A 15,751-nucleotide genomic window follows, 5' to 3' on the forward strand; every position below is an offset into this window, starting at 1 on the left:
GCCCCCACAATGCCTTCATGACACTCAAGCCTTGGGCATGGGCCGGACTCGCCATCGGTGGGCTCGGCGTGGCGACGCTGGTCTCGGTCGCCTTCGTCGATCTGGGAAAGGCGGACCAGATCGCCAGCGTGGCGGGCGGTTCGGTCGGCGTGATCGGCTTCGTGCTCGCCCTCATAGTCCAGTTCGGCGGCTCGTCCCCGTCGACGGCACCGCCCAACCCGGTTCCGCCCGCCCAGCCCGGGCCGGTCGACGCCTCCGGCGCCGGAGCGATCGCCGCGGGCGGCAACATCGGCTCGGCCTCGACCGGGGGTGGCGCCACACCGCCGGCCGCACCGATGCCCGCCCCGTCCACGACCGCCCCCACGGCCGGCGTGACCGCCTCCGGCGCGGGCGCGATCGCCGCGGGCGGCAACATCGGCACCGCTTCGACCGGCGGCACGACACCCCCCGCCGCCCCGCCCCAGACCCAGCCCACCCCGCCGCCGCCCGGCCCGACCGCCCCCGGCGGCAGTGTGACGGCCTCCGGTCCGAGGTCCATCGCGGCGGGCGGCGACATCGGGTCGGCGTCGACGGGGAACTGATGGACGTCGAGGCGTCGGGGGAGGGGGCAGGCGCGGCGAAGGGGCCCATCGGCTCGGTGTCTTCACCTGGGACCACGCGGCCCCCACCATCGTCGAACGGATGATGGCCCCGCTGCCCGCCGAGGCGTACGTGCTGCCCGTACGCACGAGCGCGCGTGGTCAACCTGCCCGACGGACCGGACGTGTTCGTGGGCCGCGAAGCCGAACTCGCCGCACTGGACACGGCTTTCTCCCTCCAGCGGGCGACGACGATGAAGCGCTGGAGCGCGACGGCGAGGTCGGCCAGGCCCGCGTCCAGGTCCGACTCGGTCTCCGCCGTGACCCACCACACGAGGTTGTACGCCTCCGCCCGTTCCCAGGCCGGTGGACGCTCTTGGGACGAGATACGCCTGGCTGAGAGGAGGGGATCGCCGCACGGGACCCGTCCGGGTACGCGCCGCACGCCATCGCACCCCCGCCTTCCAGGCCAGCGCGCGATGCCCTGGGAAACCTGCTGCGCGAACGGCGTCTGTAAGGGCTCGCTCAAGGCTCGCCTCGTTGGCGGCTTCCACCGGTGGCTTCCGCCGTGTTCCCCGGTAGCGTGTCCTCTCGGCTGCGGCAGGCCGCATACGCAGATGCATCCACACGTCAGCCACACGCACGCCCCGCTCCCCCCTCGACAAGGAACCGGAGTCACCGACGTGACCGTCCTCCTGCTCCTTCTCATCGCCGTGGCCCTGACCGCCGCCGTGCTGGGCCCTCGTGCGCTGCTTCGGGCCGGGTGGCCGCAGCGGGAACCCGTGGTCGCGCTGTGGGCGTGGCAGTGCCTCGTCGCGGCGGCGCTGCTCAGCTGCCTCGCGGCGCTGGTGCTGGGCGCGGCGGCCGTGTTCGAGACGGTCCGGACGCATGCCTTCGCGCCCGCGCCGGCGGCCGTGACCGCCGCGTACGACCTGACGGCCGCGCCGCCCTGGACGGCCGTCCTGACGCTGCTGCTGGCCTGCGGGGCCGCGTGGAGCGGGGCCATGCTCGCCCGGGAGGTCGTCGAGGCCCGGCGCCGCCGCCTCCTGCGCCGCGCCCATCTGCGTGAGCGCGCCCCCGATCTGCCGGCCGGCCTGCCCGACGCGCAGGGCCCGCTGCTGGTGCTGGAGGACGAGTACCCGGACGCCTGGCTGATGCCCGGCACCCCTCCCCGACTGGTCGTCACCACCGGCGCGTTGGGCAAGCTCACCGACCGTCAGCTGGACGCCGTGCTCGCCCATGAACTCGGCCACGCCCGGGCCCGCCACGACTGGTTGCTCCACCTCTCCACGGCCCTCGCGACCGGTTTCCCGCGCGTCCCGCTCTTCGCGCACTTCGCCGACCAGACCCACCGTCTCGTCGAACTCGCCGCCGACGACACGGCGTCCCGCCGTTGCGGCCACCTCACCACCGCGCTCGCGCTGATCGAACTGAACCAGCACCGGGGCGTGTTGAGCTGTGCCAACACCCGCCGGCTGCTCGGTGACCGCGTCGAGCGGCTGCTGTCGCCGCCGCCCCGCCTGGACCGGACCCGTCGCGCGGCGACCACGACCGCCGCCGCGCTCCTCGCCCTCCTCCCGCTCCTCATCGCCTTCGCACCGGCGCTGGGGACGCTCTAGGAGGTGTCCCCACGCCCCCGCCGGGACCCGGCGGGGGTGCGGGACGGACGGGTAGTTCGACGACAGCCGCCAAGGCCGAGCGCTCCTCCAGGGAGTCGCTCAAGTCGCGTGTTCCCTCAGGAAGTCCATCAGTACGGCGGTGAGTTCGGCGGGGTTGTCCTCCTGGACGAGGTGCCCCGCGCTCGTGATCGGCTCGAAGCGCGCACCCGGGATGCGGGCGGCCAGCTCCCGCCCCTTCGCCAGGGGGATCCAGCCGTCGTCCTCGCCCCAGCACACCAGCACCGGGATGTCGATCTCCCCGTACCGGTCCTGGATCTCGTCCGTGTGGGCCTGGTCCGCCTGGGCGATCTGCCGGTAGAAGGCGGACTGCCCGTGTTCGCCGAGCCACGGTTCGACGAGCCGGTCGATGACCGCCGGGTGCAGCCCTGGTCCGCCGACGGAACTCACGTACTCCCGCACGAGGGCCCGGTGCAGTGCGGACGGCAGCTGTTCGAAGACGTCGGCGTGCCGGCCGAGCAGCCGGAAGGAGGGGGAACCCCACGGCGCGAGCGCCACGGGGTCGACGAGGGCCAGCGCGCGGTAGCGGGCCCCGTGCAGCAGGTGGGCCCGCAGGGAGACCGCCCCGCCGAAGTCATGGGCGACCACCGAGGGTTCGCGCAGCTCCCACCGCGTCAGCAGCTCGGCGAGGACCCGGCCCTGGGCGGCCAGGGACACGTCCTGACCGGTGTGCATGTCCGACTCCCCGTACCCGGGCATGTCCCACACGAACACCTGGTACCGGCCGGTGCCCGCCAGTGCCTGGGCGATGCCGCGCCAGACGTAGGAGGAGAAGGGGGTGCCGTGACAGAGCACGACCGGGTCCTGCCCGTCCTCCCCGACCCTGCCCCACCGCACGTCCCCCGACGTACTCCGGAAAGTCTCAGTCAGCAGCACTTCGCTCATGGCTGTCTGCTTACCCCGGTGCACGCAGCCGTCACTGCGGTGATCGGCAACTCCAGTGCGACACAAGGGCTTTCAGACGTACGGGTCCCGTACCGAGGGTGACCGGGGTGTCGCGGTGCGTGCTTTGTACGATCCCTGCCCCACCGCTGTATCTCCGTTGCACGGACCCTAACCGGCTCCCCGCGAATCTGGAGTCACTTCCACCGCACACGAGGCGGAGGCAGCAGAACCCCACATTCGCACAGGAGTTAACGATGACCCGCAAGAACCGCATACGCGCCGCCATCGTCACCGCCACCGCTCTCGTCACCGTCGGCACGGTGACCGCCGGCGTCAGCACGGCCGGTGGCGAGTCCGCCCCGAAGAAGCCCTCCGAGAAGGAGATCGCGGCGCTCTTCGACGGCTGGAACAAGTCGCTGCGGACCGGGGACCCGAAGAAGGTGGCCGACCGCTACGCGAAGGACGCGGTTCTGCTGCCGACCGTCTCCAACAAGGTCCGCACGGACCGCGCCGGAATCGTCGACTACTTCCACCACTTCCTGGAGAACAAGCCCAAGGGCAAGAAGATCCAGACGATCGTCAACGTCCTGGACGGCAACTCCGCGATCGACGCCGGTGTCTACCAGTTCACGCTCACCGACCCGAAGACCGGCGACAAGCGCGTGGTCAAGGCCCGCTACACGTACGAGTACGAGAAGCGCGACGGCGTCTGGAAGATCGTGAACCACCACTCGTCGGCGATGCCCGAGGGCTGATCACCGGCGTCCGTACCGGTGGCTGAGCCACACCCCCCGGCTCAGCCACCCACTGGCTCAGCAGCCTCCGGCTCAGCCACCCACTGGCTGAGCAGCCGGTTCAGGCACCGTCCGGTTCAGGCACCGTCCGGTTCAGCCGCCTCCGTGTCGCGCCGCCCGTAGGGTGAGCGCGACGCACAGGCCGCCGCCGGGCGCGTCCTTGAGGATCACGGTTCCGCCGTCGTCGGTGACGAGTTGCTTGACGACGGCGAGACCGAGGCCCGAACCGGACTTGCCGGTGAGGCCCTGACCGCGCCAGAAGCGGTCGAACGCACGGGACTTCTCGGCGTCCGACATACCGGGCCCCTCGTCCAGCACCGACAGCACCACCTCGTCGCCCCGGCTCTCCACCCGCACGGTGATGGTCGCACCGTCGGGTGAGACCTCCAGGGCGTTCGACAGCACGTTGTCCAGGACCTGGTCGAGATGACCGGGACTGGCCAGCACGAGCGGCCGGCCGTCGGCACTCCCCCTGAGCGTGATGGTGACTCCGCGCTCGTCGGCGGCCGGTCTCCACACATCGAGGCGCTCCTGGATGACGTCCCGCAGGGACAGCGGTTCCGCCGCCGTCACCTTCGCCTCGGCGCGGGCCAGTACCAGCAGCCCGTTGACGAGCCGGCTCATCCGGACCACCTCGGCGGTCGCCTGCTCCACGTCCTCCCGTACGAACTCGTCGTCCACACCGTCCGCGATGTTGTCCAGCGACAGGCGCAGCGCCGTCAGGGGGGTGCGGAGTTGATGGGAGGCGTCGGCCACGAAGATGCGCTGCGAGGCGATGAGCGTGTCCAGGCGCTCGCTCGCCTGGTTGAGGGTGCGCGCGAGGGTCTGTGTCTCCTGCGGGCCGGTGATCGCGGAACGCGCCTTCAGGTCGCCGTCGCTCATCCTGCTCGCCATCTCGTTGAGCTGGCGCAGGGGGGCGGTCAGCCGCCGCGCGGCGAACACCCCGATGCCCGCGGCCGCCAGCAGGACGAGTACGGCGAGGGTCGCCCGGAAACCCCAGATCTGCCAGAGCCGGTCGGTGAGGTGGTCGGTGGAGAACTTGATCCGGACGGCGCCGACGACATCGGCTGTCTGCTTCTTCCCGGCCGCCCGCGTCCCGTCCGTCGCGTCGCCGTCCGCGGGGCGGGCGAAGGCGGGCACGGTGACCACCAGGTTCTTGCCCCAGATGAAGTCGGAGCCCCAGTCGACGGTCTTCTCGCCCCGCTCCAGGGCCCTGGTCAGCGCCGCGTCCGGCGTGGGCCGCCGCAGCGTCTCCCGTACGCACCGGTCCGTGGCCGAGACCTCGACCTTCTCCTTCTTCGGATAGGCCCCGGCCATCTTCGCCAGCGCCTCGCAGGACGCGACGTCACCGGCGCCGAGGAGCCGGGCCATCGTCCTGGCCTCGCGGGTGATGGACTCCCTGGTGTCGCCCCGCAACTGGTTGGTGAGCGTGAACGCCACCGGCACCGTGAACAGGGCGATCGCCACCGCCACGAGCAGCACATAGCTGCGGATGAGCTGCCGGATCATGACGCACCGCTGCTCCCGCTCGCGGCCCCCGAGGCGTCGTCGCTTCCGCGCGGGGCCCCCGACGTGCCCATGCGCACGCCCGCGCCGCCGAGCGTCCCGCTGCTCACGCCCGTGCCGCCGGTGGTCCCGTTGTGGCCGCTCGTGCCGCCGGAGGCGTCGGCGTTCTCGTCCGTGCCGTTCACCATCAGGCGGAAGCCCACCCCGCGCACCGCCTCGATGGTGATCGCGCCCGCGAGTTTGCGTCGCAGTGCCGCCACATGCACGTCGAGCGTCTTCGTCGGGCCGAACCAGTTCGCGTCCCAGACGGCCTCCATGATCTGCTCGCGCGACATCAGCGCGCCCGGCTCCTCGGTGAGGAACGCCAGCAGGTCGTACTCCTTGGGGGCCAGCCCCACCTCCGCGCCGTCCAGGTGCACCCGCGCGGCCTTGCGGTCGATGGTGAGCCGGGAGCCGTACCGGTCGGGCCCGGCCGGCGGCGCGTCCGCGGGGCGCGGCTGCACCCGGCGCATCACCGCCCTTATCCGGGCGATGACCTCGCGCACCCCGAACGGCTTGGAGACATAGTCGTCGGCGCCGAGTTCGAGTCCCACCACCCGGTCCGTCTCGTCGCTGCGGGCGCTGATCACGATGATCGGCACGGCACTGCGGGCCCGCAGCGCCTTGCAGACGTCGAGCCCGTCGGTGTCGGGCAGCCCCAGATCGAGGAGCACCACGTCGTACGGGCCGTCGTACGTCAGCGCCGCCCCGCCCGTGGACACCCACTCCACCTCGAAGCCGTATCGCTGCAAGCCACGCCGGAGCGACTCGGCCACCGGCTCGTCGTCTTCCACCAGAAGTACGCGCACAGGCGGAACGATAATCGTTGAATTTTGAGACGGTTGGTCGACGGGCCCCCGGCTCCGGCGGGCCGGGCGCCGACAGGGAGGGGAGTGCTCATGGTGGAGGCGTCGGGGGAGCGGGCCGTCGGGCTCGGCGGGAGCGCGCGCAACGTGGCCACGGGCGACGGCGCCACCCAGATCGACATGCAGATCGAGCAGGCGACCGTCCTGCCCGCGGAAGCGTTCGCGCCGGTCGGGGACTTGCCGGAGCGGCTGCTCAGAGTGCCTTACCGGACAGGGCTGTTCGTGGGCCGGGAGCGGGAACTGGGGCTGCTGGACGAGGCGTTCGGCGTGCCCGGAGGTCCGGCCGCCGTCGTCGTCCACGGACTCGGCGGCATCGGCAAGTCCACCCTGGTCGCCCGGTGGGTCCGGAGGAACGCGGCCGACGCCAACCCGGTGTGGTGGATCACCGCCGACAGTCCCGCCGCGATCGACACCGGCCTCACCGAGCTCGCCATGGCCATGCAACCGGCCCTGGCCGACACCCTGCCGCCGTACGTCCTGCGGGAGCGGGTGCTGCGGTGGCTGGCCACGCATGACGGCTGGCTGCTCGTCCTCGACAACGTGAGTGAGCCGGCCGACGTAGAGCCCCTCCTGGAGCGGGTGCCGAACGGCCGTTTCCTCATCACCAGTCGCCGGGCGACCGGCTGGCACGGGGCGGCCACCGGCGTGGATCTCACCGTCCTCGACGCGGCGCACGCGGTCGAACTGTTCGAGCGTGTCTGCCCGACCGGCGGCGCGCGCGTACCCGAACTCGTCGCCGAGCTGGGCAACCTCCCCCTCGCCGTGGAGCAGGCGGCGGCCTTCTGCCGCGAGTCGGCCACCTCGGCCGAGCGGTACCTGGACCTGCTCGCCGCGTACCCGGCGGACATGTTCGCGGTGTCCGCCGAGGGCGGGGACCCGCAGCGGACGGTGGCCCGGGTCTGGCGTGTGACGCTCGACCGGTTGGAGGAGGGCGACCTCACGGCGGTCGTGCTGCTGTCGGTGCTCGCCTGGTTCGCGCCGGACGCGATCCCGCGCGGCATGCTGGAGGCGTCGGCGCAGCCGCTGGTCGTGGCCAGGGGCCTCGGGCGGCTCGCCGCGCACAGCATGATCTCGCTGAACGGCGACACCGTCTCCGTCCACCGGCTGGTGCAGGCCGTCGTCCGCACGCCCACCGGGACGGAACCGGCCGAGACCGAGTTCATCGCCCTCACCCGGGACCAGGCGATCCGTCTGCTGCACACGGCGCTCCCCGCCGACTACGAGGACGTCGGCGCCCTGCCGGTCTGGCGCGCGCTGCTGCCGCACGTCCAGGCACTGGTCGGCCATGTGCCCCCGGCGGACGACACCGACGAACTCGGCCGGATGGCGAACGAGGCGGGGATGTTCCTCTTCGGGCAGAAGGACGTCCGGGAAGCCGTCCACCTGCTGGAGCGCGCCCACGGTGTCGCCGCGCGGTTCCTGGGGCCCGAGCACCACAGCGCGCTCGTGGTGGCGAGCAATCTGGCCCTGGCGTACGCCGAGGCCGGCGACACCGGCCGTTCCCTCGACCTGATGCGGTGGGTCCGTGAGGTCGGCGAGCGGGTCCTGGGCGCGAACACCCCCGAGTACGCGGTGCTCCTCGGCAACCTCGGATCGGTGCACTACGCGGCCGACGACCTGGACACGGCGACCGAGCTGCACGCCCGGGCGGTGGAGATCCTGCGCAACACCGTCGGCCGCGACGACCCCCGGACCTTCCGCGCCCGCGGCAACCTGCTGAACGACCTGATCACCGCCGGGGAGGGGGCGCGCGCGGTGCCAGTGATGGAGGAGTACGTCAAGGACTGCGTACGCCGCCACGGCGAGGATCATCCGGCGACGCTGCAAGCCCGCAACAACCTGGCCGGGGCCTGTCAGTACTCCGGCGATCTCGACCGGGCCATCGACCTGCTGCGCCGCAATGTCGCCGACCGCGAGCGCCTCCTCGGCCCGGACCACCCGCAGACCTCGCTGTCGCTGAACAACCTCGGCGGGGCGCTCCTCAGGGCCGGCCGGGCGGGCGAGGCCGTCGCCGTGTACGAGCGGGCCCTGGAGGCGTACGCGCGTTCGCTCGGCGCGGATCACCCCCACTGCCGGAAGGTGCGCGACAACCTGGAGGACGCGCACCGGGCGGTGCGCGAGGGCACTGCGCCCCCCGAGTGACCTCGCCCACTTTATGACTGCGGCGTGCCCGGGGCGGGCAGGGACCACCCCGGAGCGGCCTGGCCACCGACGGTCTCCCGGCGAAGAAGCCGGGGTGAAATCCGGCGGCGGCCCGCAGGAATCCGAGGTGATCGAAGGGTGAGCGGGACATCTCACCATGCGGGAGCCCGGAGGCGGGATGCGGCCGCTCGATAGACTGAGCCGACCGCAGTACCTGTGTATGTGCGGATAAGGGACGAAACCGAGCGAGGAGCGCACGTGGGCCTTGTCGTGCAGAAGTACGGAGGCTCCTCCGTAGCCGATGCCGAGGGCATCAAGCGCGTCGCCAAGCGGATCGTGGAAGCCAAGAAGAACGGCAACCAGGTGGTTGTCGTGGTCTCCGCGATGGGCGACACGACGGACGAGCTGATCGATCTCGCCGAGCAGGTGTCTCCGATGCCTGCCGGACGTGAGTTCGACATGCTGCTGACCGCCGGAGAGCGTATCTCCATGGCCCTGCTGGCCATGGCGATCAAAAACCTGGGTCACGAGGCCCAGTCGTTCACCGGTAGCCAGGCAGGCGTCATCACCGACTCGGTCCACAACAAAGCCCGGATCATCGATGTCACGCCGGGCCGCATCCGGCAGTCCGTCGACCAGGGCAACATCGCCATCGTCGCCGGGTTCCAGGGCGTCAGCCAGGACAAGAAGGACATCACCACGCTGGGCCGCGGCGGGTCGGACACGACCGCCGTCGCGCTGGCCGCCGCGCTCGACGCCGAGGTCTGCGAGATCTACACCGACGTCGACGGTGTCTTCACCGCCGACCCGCGGGTCGTGAAGAAGGCCCGGAAGATCGACTGGATCTCCTTCGAGGACATGCTGGAGCTGGCCTCGTCCGGCTCCAAGGTGCTGCTCCACCGCTGTGTCGAGTACGCCCGCCGCTACAACATCCCGATCCACGTCCGCTCGTCCTTCAGCGGACTTCAGGGCACGTGGGTCAGCAACGAGCCAGTCGTCGGAAAGACGCAGCAGCAAGGGGAACAGAAGGTGGAGCAGGCCATCATCTCCGGTGTCGCGCACGACACCTCCGAGGCCAAGGTCACGGTCGTCGGCGTCCCGGACAAGCCGGGCGAGGCCGCCGCGATCTTCCGCGCCATCGCCGACGCCGAGATCAACATCGACATGGTGGTGCAGAACGTCTCCGCCGTGACCACCGGTCTCACGGACATCTCCTTCACCCTCCCCAAGACCGAGGGCCGCAAGGCGATCGACGCGCTGGAGAAGAACAAGGCCGGCATCGGCTTCGATTCCCTGCGCTACGACGACCAGATCGGCAAGATCTCCCTGGTCGGCGCCGGTATGAAGACCAACCCCGGCGTCACGGCCTCCTTCTTCGAGGCGCTGTCCGACGCGGGCGTGAACATCGAGCTGATCTCCACCTCCGAGATCCGCATCTCCGTCGTCACCCGCGCCGACGACGTCCCGGAGGCCGTGCGCGCCGTGCACACCGCGTTCGGACTCGACTCCGACAGCGACGAGGCCGTCGTCTACGGAGGCACCGGCCGATGACGGTCCGTTCGTACGGTCCGTACGGCGGCGGCACCGGCCGTTGATGGCCGTCGCCGCCGGGCGGACCGGCAGGCCGACGCTCGCGGTCGTGGGGGCGACCGGGGCCGTCGGCACCGTCATGCTCCAGATCCTGTCCCACCGCGCGGACATCTGGGGCGAGATCCGACTGATCGCCTCCCCTCGTTCGGCCGGCCGCAAGCTGGCCGTGCGCGGGGAGGAGGTCGAGGTCCTGGCCCTCGCCGAGGAGGTCTTCGACGGGGTCGACGTCGCGCTGTTCGACGTGCCCGACGAGATCGCGGAGCGCTGGGCGCCGATCGCGGCGGCCAAGGGCGCGGTGGTGGTGGACAACTCGGGCGCCTTCCGGATGGACCCGGAGGTGCCCCTCGTCGTCCCCGAGGTCAACCCGCACGCCCTGCGCGTCCGGCCGCGCGGCATCGTCGCCAACCCCAGCTGCACCACCCTCTGCATGATCGTGGCCGTGGGCGCGCTACACGCCGAGTACGGGCTGCGCGAGCTGGTGGCCTCCTCGTACCAGGCGGTCAGCGGCGCCGGCCGGGCCGGCGTCGACACCCTGCGCCGGCAGATCTCCCTCGTCGCCGGTACGGAACTGGGCACCAGCCCCGGTGACGTACGGCGGGCCGTGGGCGACGACACCGGGCCGTTCCCGGAGCCGGTGGCGCTGAACGTGGTGCCGTGGGCCGGGGAGGCGCGCGCGGACGGCTGGTCCTCGGCGGAGATGAAGGTGCGGGACGAGACCCGCAAGGTCCTCGGGCGGCCGACGCTGCCGGTCGCCGTGACCTGCGTACGGGTCCCCGTCGTCACCGCGCACTCCCTGACGCTGCACGCCCGCTTCGAGAGCGAGGTCACCGTCGCCAAGGCGCGGGAGATCCTCGCGACCGCGCCCGGTGTGGTCCTCTTCGACGACCCCGGGGCGGGGGAGTTCCCCACCCCCGCGGATGTCGTGGGCACGGATCCCACCTGGGTCGGCCGCGTCCGCCGCGCCCTCGACGACCCCACCGCCCTGGACTTCTTCGTCTGCGGCGACAACCTCCGCAAGGGCTCCGCCCTGAACACGGTGCAGATCGCGGAACTGGTGGTGGGCGGGCGGGCCTGAGGGGCCTGGGGGTGTGCGTGCGAGGGGGCCGGTCGGCCGGGGTGCCTGGTGGGCCGGGGAGCTCGGGGGCTGCTTGCGCCGCCCCTGTCCCGCGCCCGCCCCCGTCCGTTGCCCGCGCCGCCCCTGTCCCGCGCCCGCCCCCCGTCCGTTGCCCGCGCCGGCCCTGGCGTCCATCGGCTGTTGTCCTGGCGTGCACTGTTCCTTGGCCCCGCGTGCACCGTTTCCCTAATTCCTCGCGCCGCCACCGGCGTTGGGATAGACCGGCTGTCACGGTCTGTGGGCGCCGTCGGCTGCCGTCGGCGTTGTCGGTGGTGGCGTGTAAGTTCTTCGAGTCGGCGGTTCGTCGGTCGAAGGATTTCCGGTCGGACAGCCGTGTGATTTCCGGGTTGATTCAGGCCTCCCGGTGATCGAGGATTTTGCTCCCCGTCCGCCGCAACCGCGCGGCGGACGGGGAGCGTCTTTAACGAGCGCCCTTCGGCGGGGCTGGGCGCGCACGGACTCGGGGCATAGGGGAAGAGCTGGTACGCATGAGGGCGTTCGACGCGCTGTCCGCTGTTCGGTCGGCCGTGCAAGGCGAGGCGCGGGGCGCGCGGCCATGCACATGCGCCGTACGAACAGGCGCTCGGTCTGACGCAAAAGTGATGCCTGTCGCGTACAACCCCGACGGGGGGATACGGGTCCAACAGGCGTGGCAGAGGTACTCGACTTCACCGCGGTACAGACGAGGGGCACCGCCCTTCGTCCACCCCGCCGTCCCCGCTTGCCCGGTCCGCCCGGCGGCATGCCGGTGATCGCGCCCATGCCCGCGGCGCGGCCCACCCGCATCCCCAGCCAGCGCGACGGCGCGGAGGACACGACGACACTGCCGGCCTCCGGCACGACCGTCGACCATCTCACCGAGACCTACCGCGCCCACTACCGCTCGCTCCTCGGCCTCGCGGCCCTCCTCCTCGACGACACCGCATCCTGTGAGGACGTCGTCCAGGAGGCCTTCATCCGCGTGCACTCCGCACGCAAGCGCGTCCGCGACCCGGAGAAGACGCTCGCCTATCTGCGCCAGACGGTCGTGAACCTCTCGCGTTCCGCGCTGCGCCGCCGCATCCTCGGCCTGAAGCTGCTGTCGAAGCCGATGCCGGACATGGCGAGCGCGGAGGAGGGTGCCTACGACCAGCTGGAGCGCGACTCCCTCATCAAGGCGATGAAGGGCCTCCAGCGCCGCCAGCGCGAGGTCCTCGTGCTGCGCTACTTCGCCGACATGACCGAGGCGCAGGTCGCCGAGACCCTCGGCATATCGCTGGGATCGGTCAAGGCGTACGGCTCTCGTGGCATCGCGGCACTGCGCGTCGCCATGGAGGCGTCGGCATGAGCGGTGACGCCAGGGGCGACGGGCACGGCACGCACGACAGGCGCGAGGGGCACGACGAGCTCGGCGCCCGCAGGCGGGCCTCCTGGGGCCGCCGGGACGACGAGCGCACCGAAGGGCAGGAGCGGGACCGGCGCGTCGGGGGGCGCGGGCTCGCCGAGCACGAAGACACGCAATCGCACGCTGGGAACGGAACTGTGAATCACGGCCCCGAAGAACAAGGCCCCACCAAGGGTCAGGGTCTCGAAGGCCGCGGTCCGGACGAGTCGGCTCCGGACGCCATGCGCCCGGACGACCCGACCCCGGGGGAGACGCAGACCAACGACGGCACGGAACCGGACGAGACCCGCTCGGACGACGTGGCTACGGACGATGTGGCTTCGGGCGACGTCGCCACGGGTGAGGCGGGCTCGGGTGACGCGCGCTCGGCCGACGCCGGTTCGGGCGACGCCCGCTCCGGCGACCCGGCTCCGGGCGCGACGGGCTCGACGGGCCCGGGCGGCCCGAAGGGCCCGCGCGGCGTGGACGACCCGCGCGAAGCGAACGAGTCGCATGACCTGAACGACGCGCGCGACCTGGACGACGCGAACGATCTGGGCAATCTGCGCGGCCTCAACGGCACGAAGCCGTCCGGGGCGGCGGCGGATCTCCTGTCCTTCGGCCTCTCGGAGCCGACGCCGCGGTCCGTGTCCGGGGCTGGGCCGGCCGGTTCGGATCCGAAGGGGCTGGACGGTGCCGCTCCCAAGGGCCAGGGCGGGTTCGACTCCGACGAGCTGATGCTGCGGAACCTCCTGCATCACGCCGTCTCGGAGATCGAGCCGCGTGACGGCACTCTGGACCACCTGCGGCGGGCCGTACCGGCCCGGCGGGCGCGCAAGCGTCAGGCCGTCGTCGGGATGGCGGCCGCCGCGCTCTTCATCGGCACGGCGATCCCCGCCCTCGTGCACGTCTCCAACTCCACCGGCTCCGACGCCAACCCGTCGGTCGTCGGGCACGGCTCGGCGACCCACGGCAGCGAGGGCCAGTCGAAGGGGCAGACCGGCGGCAGCGGTTCGTCGGGCGGCACCTCCGGCGGCTCCAAGGACACCGGCAAGGGCAGCGGCAAGGGCAAGGGCGACAAGGGCAAGGGATCGTCCGCCGGCGTGCCCGGCGGCACCGAGGCGACGCCCACCGCCGCGAGCGCGGCCCTGTGCACGTCCGCGCAGCTCAGCGGTGTCGGCAGCGTCGGCTCCCCGGACTCCGGCGGCGCCGTCTACGGCAGCTTCCGGGTGTCCAACGTCTCCGGCACCAGCTGTACGGTCGCCGGCGCGGGCGCGGTGAGCGCGTCACCGCAGGGTGCCGCGGACGCCTCGAGGATCACCGTGGCGAACCATGTCTCGGGCGACGCGGCCACCGGGCTGCCCGACCCGTCGCTGTCCCTGTCCCAGGTGGTGCTGGAGCCGGGGGCCGCGTACGAGGTGCGGTTCGCCTGGGTGCCCTCCGAGCCCTGTCCCACCACGAGCGGCGGCACCACCGACGGCGGCACCGGCGGTACGGACCCGAGCCCGGACCCGACGCCCACCGAGGAGGACCCGGGGGCCACCGCCGACGGCGGCGGCAGCTCGATGTCCACCCAGCTCGTCAGGGAGGACGGCGTGGCCGACGGCAGCGTCCTCATCTCCCACACGGCGGAGGGCGGCGTCGGCACGTACTCCACCGGTGTCGGCAACGCCTGCGCGGGCACCGTCTACCGGACGGGCCTCCTGACGGCGTCCTGACCACCACCGACCGCCCTGGGCCCCGCCCGCCCCTCACTTCCTGGGCGGGCCCGGTGTCACTGGGCGGGTTCCGCTTCTCGGGAGGGGTCCCGCTCCTCACCGGAGCGGCCTGCCTCCGCCGAGCCGTCCCCCTCCGGTGCCAACCCCAGCTGTTCGTCCCGGATGAACTCGATCTCGCGGCGCAGCAGCCGGAACCACATGAAGACGACGAAGCCGGCGAAGACGAACCACTCGCCGGTGTAGCCGAGGTTCTGGAACGCCTTGAGGTCGAGCCCGCTGTCCTGCGGCGCCGTCGCCGGCACGGCCTTCATCCCGGCGTCGCCCTTGTCGAGGGTGACCCAGGCGTCGTACAGGTCGTCCGGCACCAGGTTCACCAGCGTCGCCGCGCTGATCGCCCCCGTCTGGCCGGCGGGGAGACCGCCCTGCACGGGCACACCGTTGGAGCCGGGCGTCTCGGACGCCTGGAGCGAGCCGGTCACGGTGACCTCGCCGGTGGGCGCGGCCGGCGCCCGGTCCGGGTCCGCGGTGCCGGGCAGCCAGCCCCGTACGACCGGCAGCGACTTGCCCCCGTCGGTGCGCAGCAGCGTCAGGACGTAGAACCCGTCCTTGCCGTCCAGCTCGCGGTGCGGAACCAGAAGCTGCTCGCCGTACCGTCCGGTCGCGGTGACCAGCTCGCCGGAGGTCTCCTTGTCGACCGGCAGCAGCTGATCCAGCGGTCGGGCCGGGGCCCGGTCCGCGGGGTCGACGCGCTCGGTCGCCGTGCGGTGGTCCTGCATGCGGTCCTCGAAGCGGCTCAGCTGCCAGGACCCCATGAACACACAGAAGGGGATGGCGAGCAGCACGAAGACGTTGATCCCCCACCATCGGGGCGTCAGCAGAAACCGGTACACGCTGTCCACCGTACGGTGCCCGCACCGCCCGCCGGGTCGCGGGGTCGGGCGGGTCGGCCACGCGGCAGGGTGGTTCAGTATCGCTCGACGAGGTGCTCCCGGCCCGCCGGCGGCTCGTACGGCTCGGGCCAGAAGTCGGTGACGGAGGTGATCCGGCCGTGCGCGTCGCCCGTGAAGAAGGAGACCGCGTGCATCTCCGCCGGCCCCACCGTCACACGTATCCAGCTGACGACCTGCCCGGGCTCGGCGACGATCCGCTCGACGCGGGCGTGCCAGTCCGCCGGATAGTCGCGGTTGAACCGCACATACCGCTCCCGGCCCCGGATCCGCTCCCTCGTCTGCGGCAGCTCGTACACCACGTCCTCGGCCAGGGTGTCGGCGAACGCGTCCCAGTCGCGGGCCTCCGCGCGGGCCCAGTACGTCTCGACGGTCTCGCGCAGCACCCCCGCCGGGGTGTTCACCACCGGCACACCGCTCGTCGAGGTCGCCGGTACACCGCTCGTCGAGGTCGCCGGTACACCGCTCGTCGAGGTCGCCGGTACACCGCTCGTCGAGGTCGCCGGTACACCGCTCGTCGAGGTCGCCGGGTA

General features: G+C 72.2%; 13 protein-coding genes. 8 read left to right on the forward strand and 5 right to left on the reverse strand.

Going from position 1 to position 15,751, the window contains the following annotated elements:
- Nucleotides 1-17 precede the first annotated feature (17 nt).
- Both ACZ4Z3_RS36410 and ACZ4Z3_RS36415 read left to right on the forward strand, forming a co-directional pair.
- Nucleotides 18-581 carry a hypothetical protein gene (locus ACZ4Z3_RS36410; RefSeq protein ID WP_468505062.1) on the forward strand — a complete coding sequence of 188 codons (564 nt, stop codon included), beginning with the start codon at nucleotides 18-20 and terminating at the stop codon, nucleotides 579-581.
- 680 nt (nucleotides 582-1,261) lie between these two features.
- Nucleotides 1,262-2,197, forward strand: a complete 936-nt coding sequence (locus ACZ4Z3_RS36415; protein ID WP_468505063.1) for a M56 family metallopeptidase — start codon at nucleotides 1,262-1,264, stop codon at nucleotides 2,195-2,197.
- Between the two features lie 99 nt (nucleotides 2,198-2,296).
- On the opposite strand, the gene ACZ4Z3_RS36420 is transcribed toward ACZ4Z3_RS36415, so the two are convergent.
- Nucleotides 2,297-3,139, reverse strand: a complete 843-nt coding sequence (locus ACZ4Z3_RS36420) for an alpha/beta fold hydrolase (RefSeq protein WP_468505064.1) — start codon at nucleotides 3,137-3,139, stop codon at nucleotides 2,297-2,299.
- Nucleotides 3,140-3,393: 254 nt separating this feature from the next.
- Between ACZ4Z3_RS36420 and ACZ4Z3_RS36425 the strand changes: the two genes are divergently transcribed.
- Nucleotides 3,394-3,894, forward strand: coding sequence for an SgcJ/EcaC family oxidoreductase (locus tag ACZ4Z3_RS36425; RefSeq protein WP_468505065.1), 501 nt, complete (start codon nucleotides 3,394-3,396; stop codon nucleotides 3,892-3,894).
- Between the two features lie 132 nt (nucleotides 3,895-4,026).
- Here ACZ4Z3_RS36425 and ACZ4Z3_RS36430 read toward each other — a convergent pair whose 3' ends face one another.
- Nucleotides 4,027-5,442 carry a HAMP domain-containing sensor histidine kinase gene (locus ACZ4Z3_RS36430; RefSeq protein ID WP_468505066.1) on the reverse strand — a complete coding sequence of 472 codons (1,416 nt, stop codon included), beginning with the start codon at nucleotides 5,440-5,442 and terminating at the stop codon, nucleotides 4,027-4,029.
- Nucleotides 5,439-6,287: a response regulator transcription factor gene (locus ACZ4Z3_RS36435; RefSeq protein WP_468505067.1), complete on the reverse strand. Its 849-nt coding sequence runs from the start codon at nucleotides 6,285-6,287 to the stop codon at nucleotides 5,439-5,441. Before ACZ4Z3_RS36435 ends, ACZ4Z3_RS36430 begins: the two co-directional genes overlap by 4 nt.
- Before the next feature lie 90 nt (nucleotides 6,288-6,377).
- Here ACZ4Z3_RS36435 and ACZ4Z3_RS36440 point away from each other — a divergent pair, with 90 nt between their 5' ends.
- The 5 genes from ACZ4Z3_RS36440 (at nucleotide 6,378) to ACZ4Z3_RS36460 (ending at nucleotide 14,271) form a co-directional block, all read left to right on the forward strand.
- Nucleotides 6,378-8,486, forward strand: coding sequence for a tetratricopeptide repeat protein (locus ACZ4Z3_RS36440; protein ID WP_468505068.1), 2,109 nt, complete (start codon nucleotides 6,378-6,380; stop codon nucleotides 8,484-8,486).
- Nucleotides 8,487-8,744: 258 nt separating this feature from the next.
- Nucleotides 8,745-10,037, forward strand: coding sequence for an aspartate kinase (locus ACZ4Z3_RS36445; RefSeq protein ID WP_055536890.1), 1,293 nt, complete (start codon nucleotides 8,745-8,747; stop codon nucleotides 10,035-10,037).
- 43 nt (nucleotides 10,038-10,080) lie between these two features.
- On the forward strand, nucleotides 10,081-11,151 hold the full coding sequence (locus ACZ4Z3_RS36450) for an aspartate-semialdehyde dehydrogenase (protein ID WP_468505069.1): 1,071 nt from the start codon (nucleotides 10,081-10,083) through the stop codon (nucleotides 11,149-11,151).
- 781 nt (nucleotides 11,152-11,932) lie between these two features.
- Nucleotides 11,933-12,517 (forward strand): SigE family RNA polymerase sigma factor, encoded by a 585-nt coding sequence (locus ACZ4Z3_RS36455; RefSeq protein ID WP_055541251.1) that lies wholly within the window; start codon nucleotides 11,933-11,935, stop codon nucleotides 12,515-12,517.
- Nucleotides 12,514-14,271 carry a hypothetical protein gene (locus ACZ4Z3_RS36460; protein WP_468505070.1) on the forward strand — a complete coding sequence of 586 codons (1,758 nt, stop codon included), beginning with the start codon at nucleotides 12,514-12,516 and terminating at the stop codon, nucleotides 14,269-14,271. Before ACZ4Z3_RS36455 ends, ACZ4Z3_RS36460 begins: the two co-directional genes overlap by 4 nt.
- Before the next feature lie 56 nt (nucleotides 14,272-14,327).
- On the opposite strand, the gene ACZ4Z3_RS36465 is transcribed toward ACZ4Z3_RS36460, so the two are convergent.
- Both ACZ4Z3_RS36465 and ACZ4Z3_RS36470 read right to left on the reverse strand, forming a co-directional pair.
- Complete coding sequence (locus ACZ4Z3_RS36465) at nucleotides 14,328-15,161, reverse strand: SURF1 family protein (protein WP_468505071.1); 834 nt, start codon at nucleotides 15,159-15,161, stop codon at nucleotides 14,328-14,330.
- A 74-nt stretch (nucleotides 15,162-15,235) separates the two neighbouring features.
- Nucleotides 15,236-15,625 (reverse strand): nuclear transport factor 2 family protein, encoded by a 390-nt coding sequence (locus ACZ4Z3_RS36470; RefSeq protein ID WP_468505072.1) that lies wholly within the window; start codon nucleotides 15,623-15,625, stop codon nucleotides 15,236-15,238.
- Nucleotides 15,626-15,751 lie beyond the last annotated feature (126 nt).

Source organism: Streptomyces sp. NPDC030296 (assembly GCF_055572815.1).

Excerpts from the sequence above, each read along its gene's own strand:
- ACZ4Z3_RS36410 (WP_468505062.1), top strand. The coding sequence starts at position 18 with ATGACACTCAAGCCTTGGGCATGGGCCGGACTCGCCATCGGTGGGCTC.
- ACZ4Z3_RS36420 (WP_468505064.1), bottom strand. The coding sequence starts at position 3,139 with ATGAGCGAAGTGCTGCTGACTGAGACTTTCCGGAGTACGTCGGGGGAC.
- ACZ4Z3_RS36430 (WP_468505066.1), bottom strand. The coding sequence starts at position 5,442 with ATGATCCGGCAGCTCATCCGCAGCTATGTGCTGCTCGTGGCGGTGGCG.
- ACZ4Z3_RS36455 (WP_055541251.1), top strand. The coding sequence starts at position 11,933 with ATGCCGGTGATCGCGCCCATGCCCGCGGCGCGGCCCACCCGCATCCCC.
- ACZ4Z3_RS36425 (WP_468505065.1), top strand. The coding sequence starts at position 3,394 with ATGACCCGCAAGAACCGCATACGCGCCGCCATCGTCACCGCCACCGCT.
- ACZ4Z3_RS36440 (WP_468505068.1), top strand. The coding sequence starts at position 6,378 with ATGGTGGAGGCGTCGGGGGAGCGGGCCGTCGGGCTCGGCGGGAGCGCG.
- ACZ4Z3_RS36460 (WP_468505070.1), top strand. The coding sequence starts at position 12,514 with ATGAGCGGTGACGCCAGGGGCGACGGGCACGGCACGCACGACAGGCGC.
- ACZ4Z3_RS36450 (WP_468505069.1), top strand. The coding sequence starts at position 10,081 with ATGGCCGTCGCCGCCGGGCGGACCGGCAGGCCGACGCTCGCGGTCGTG.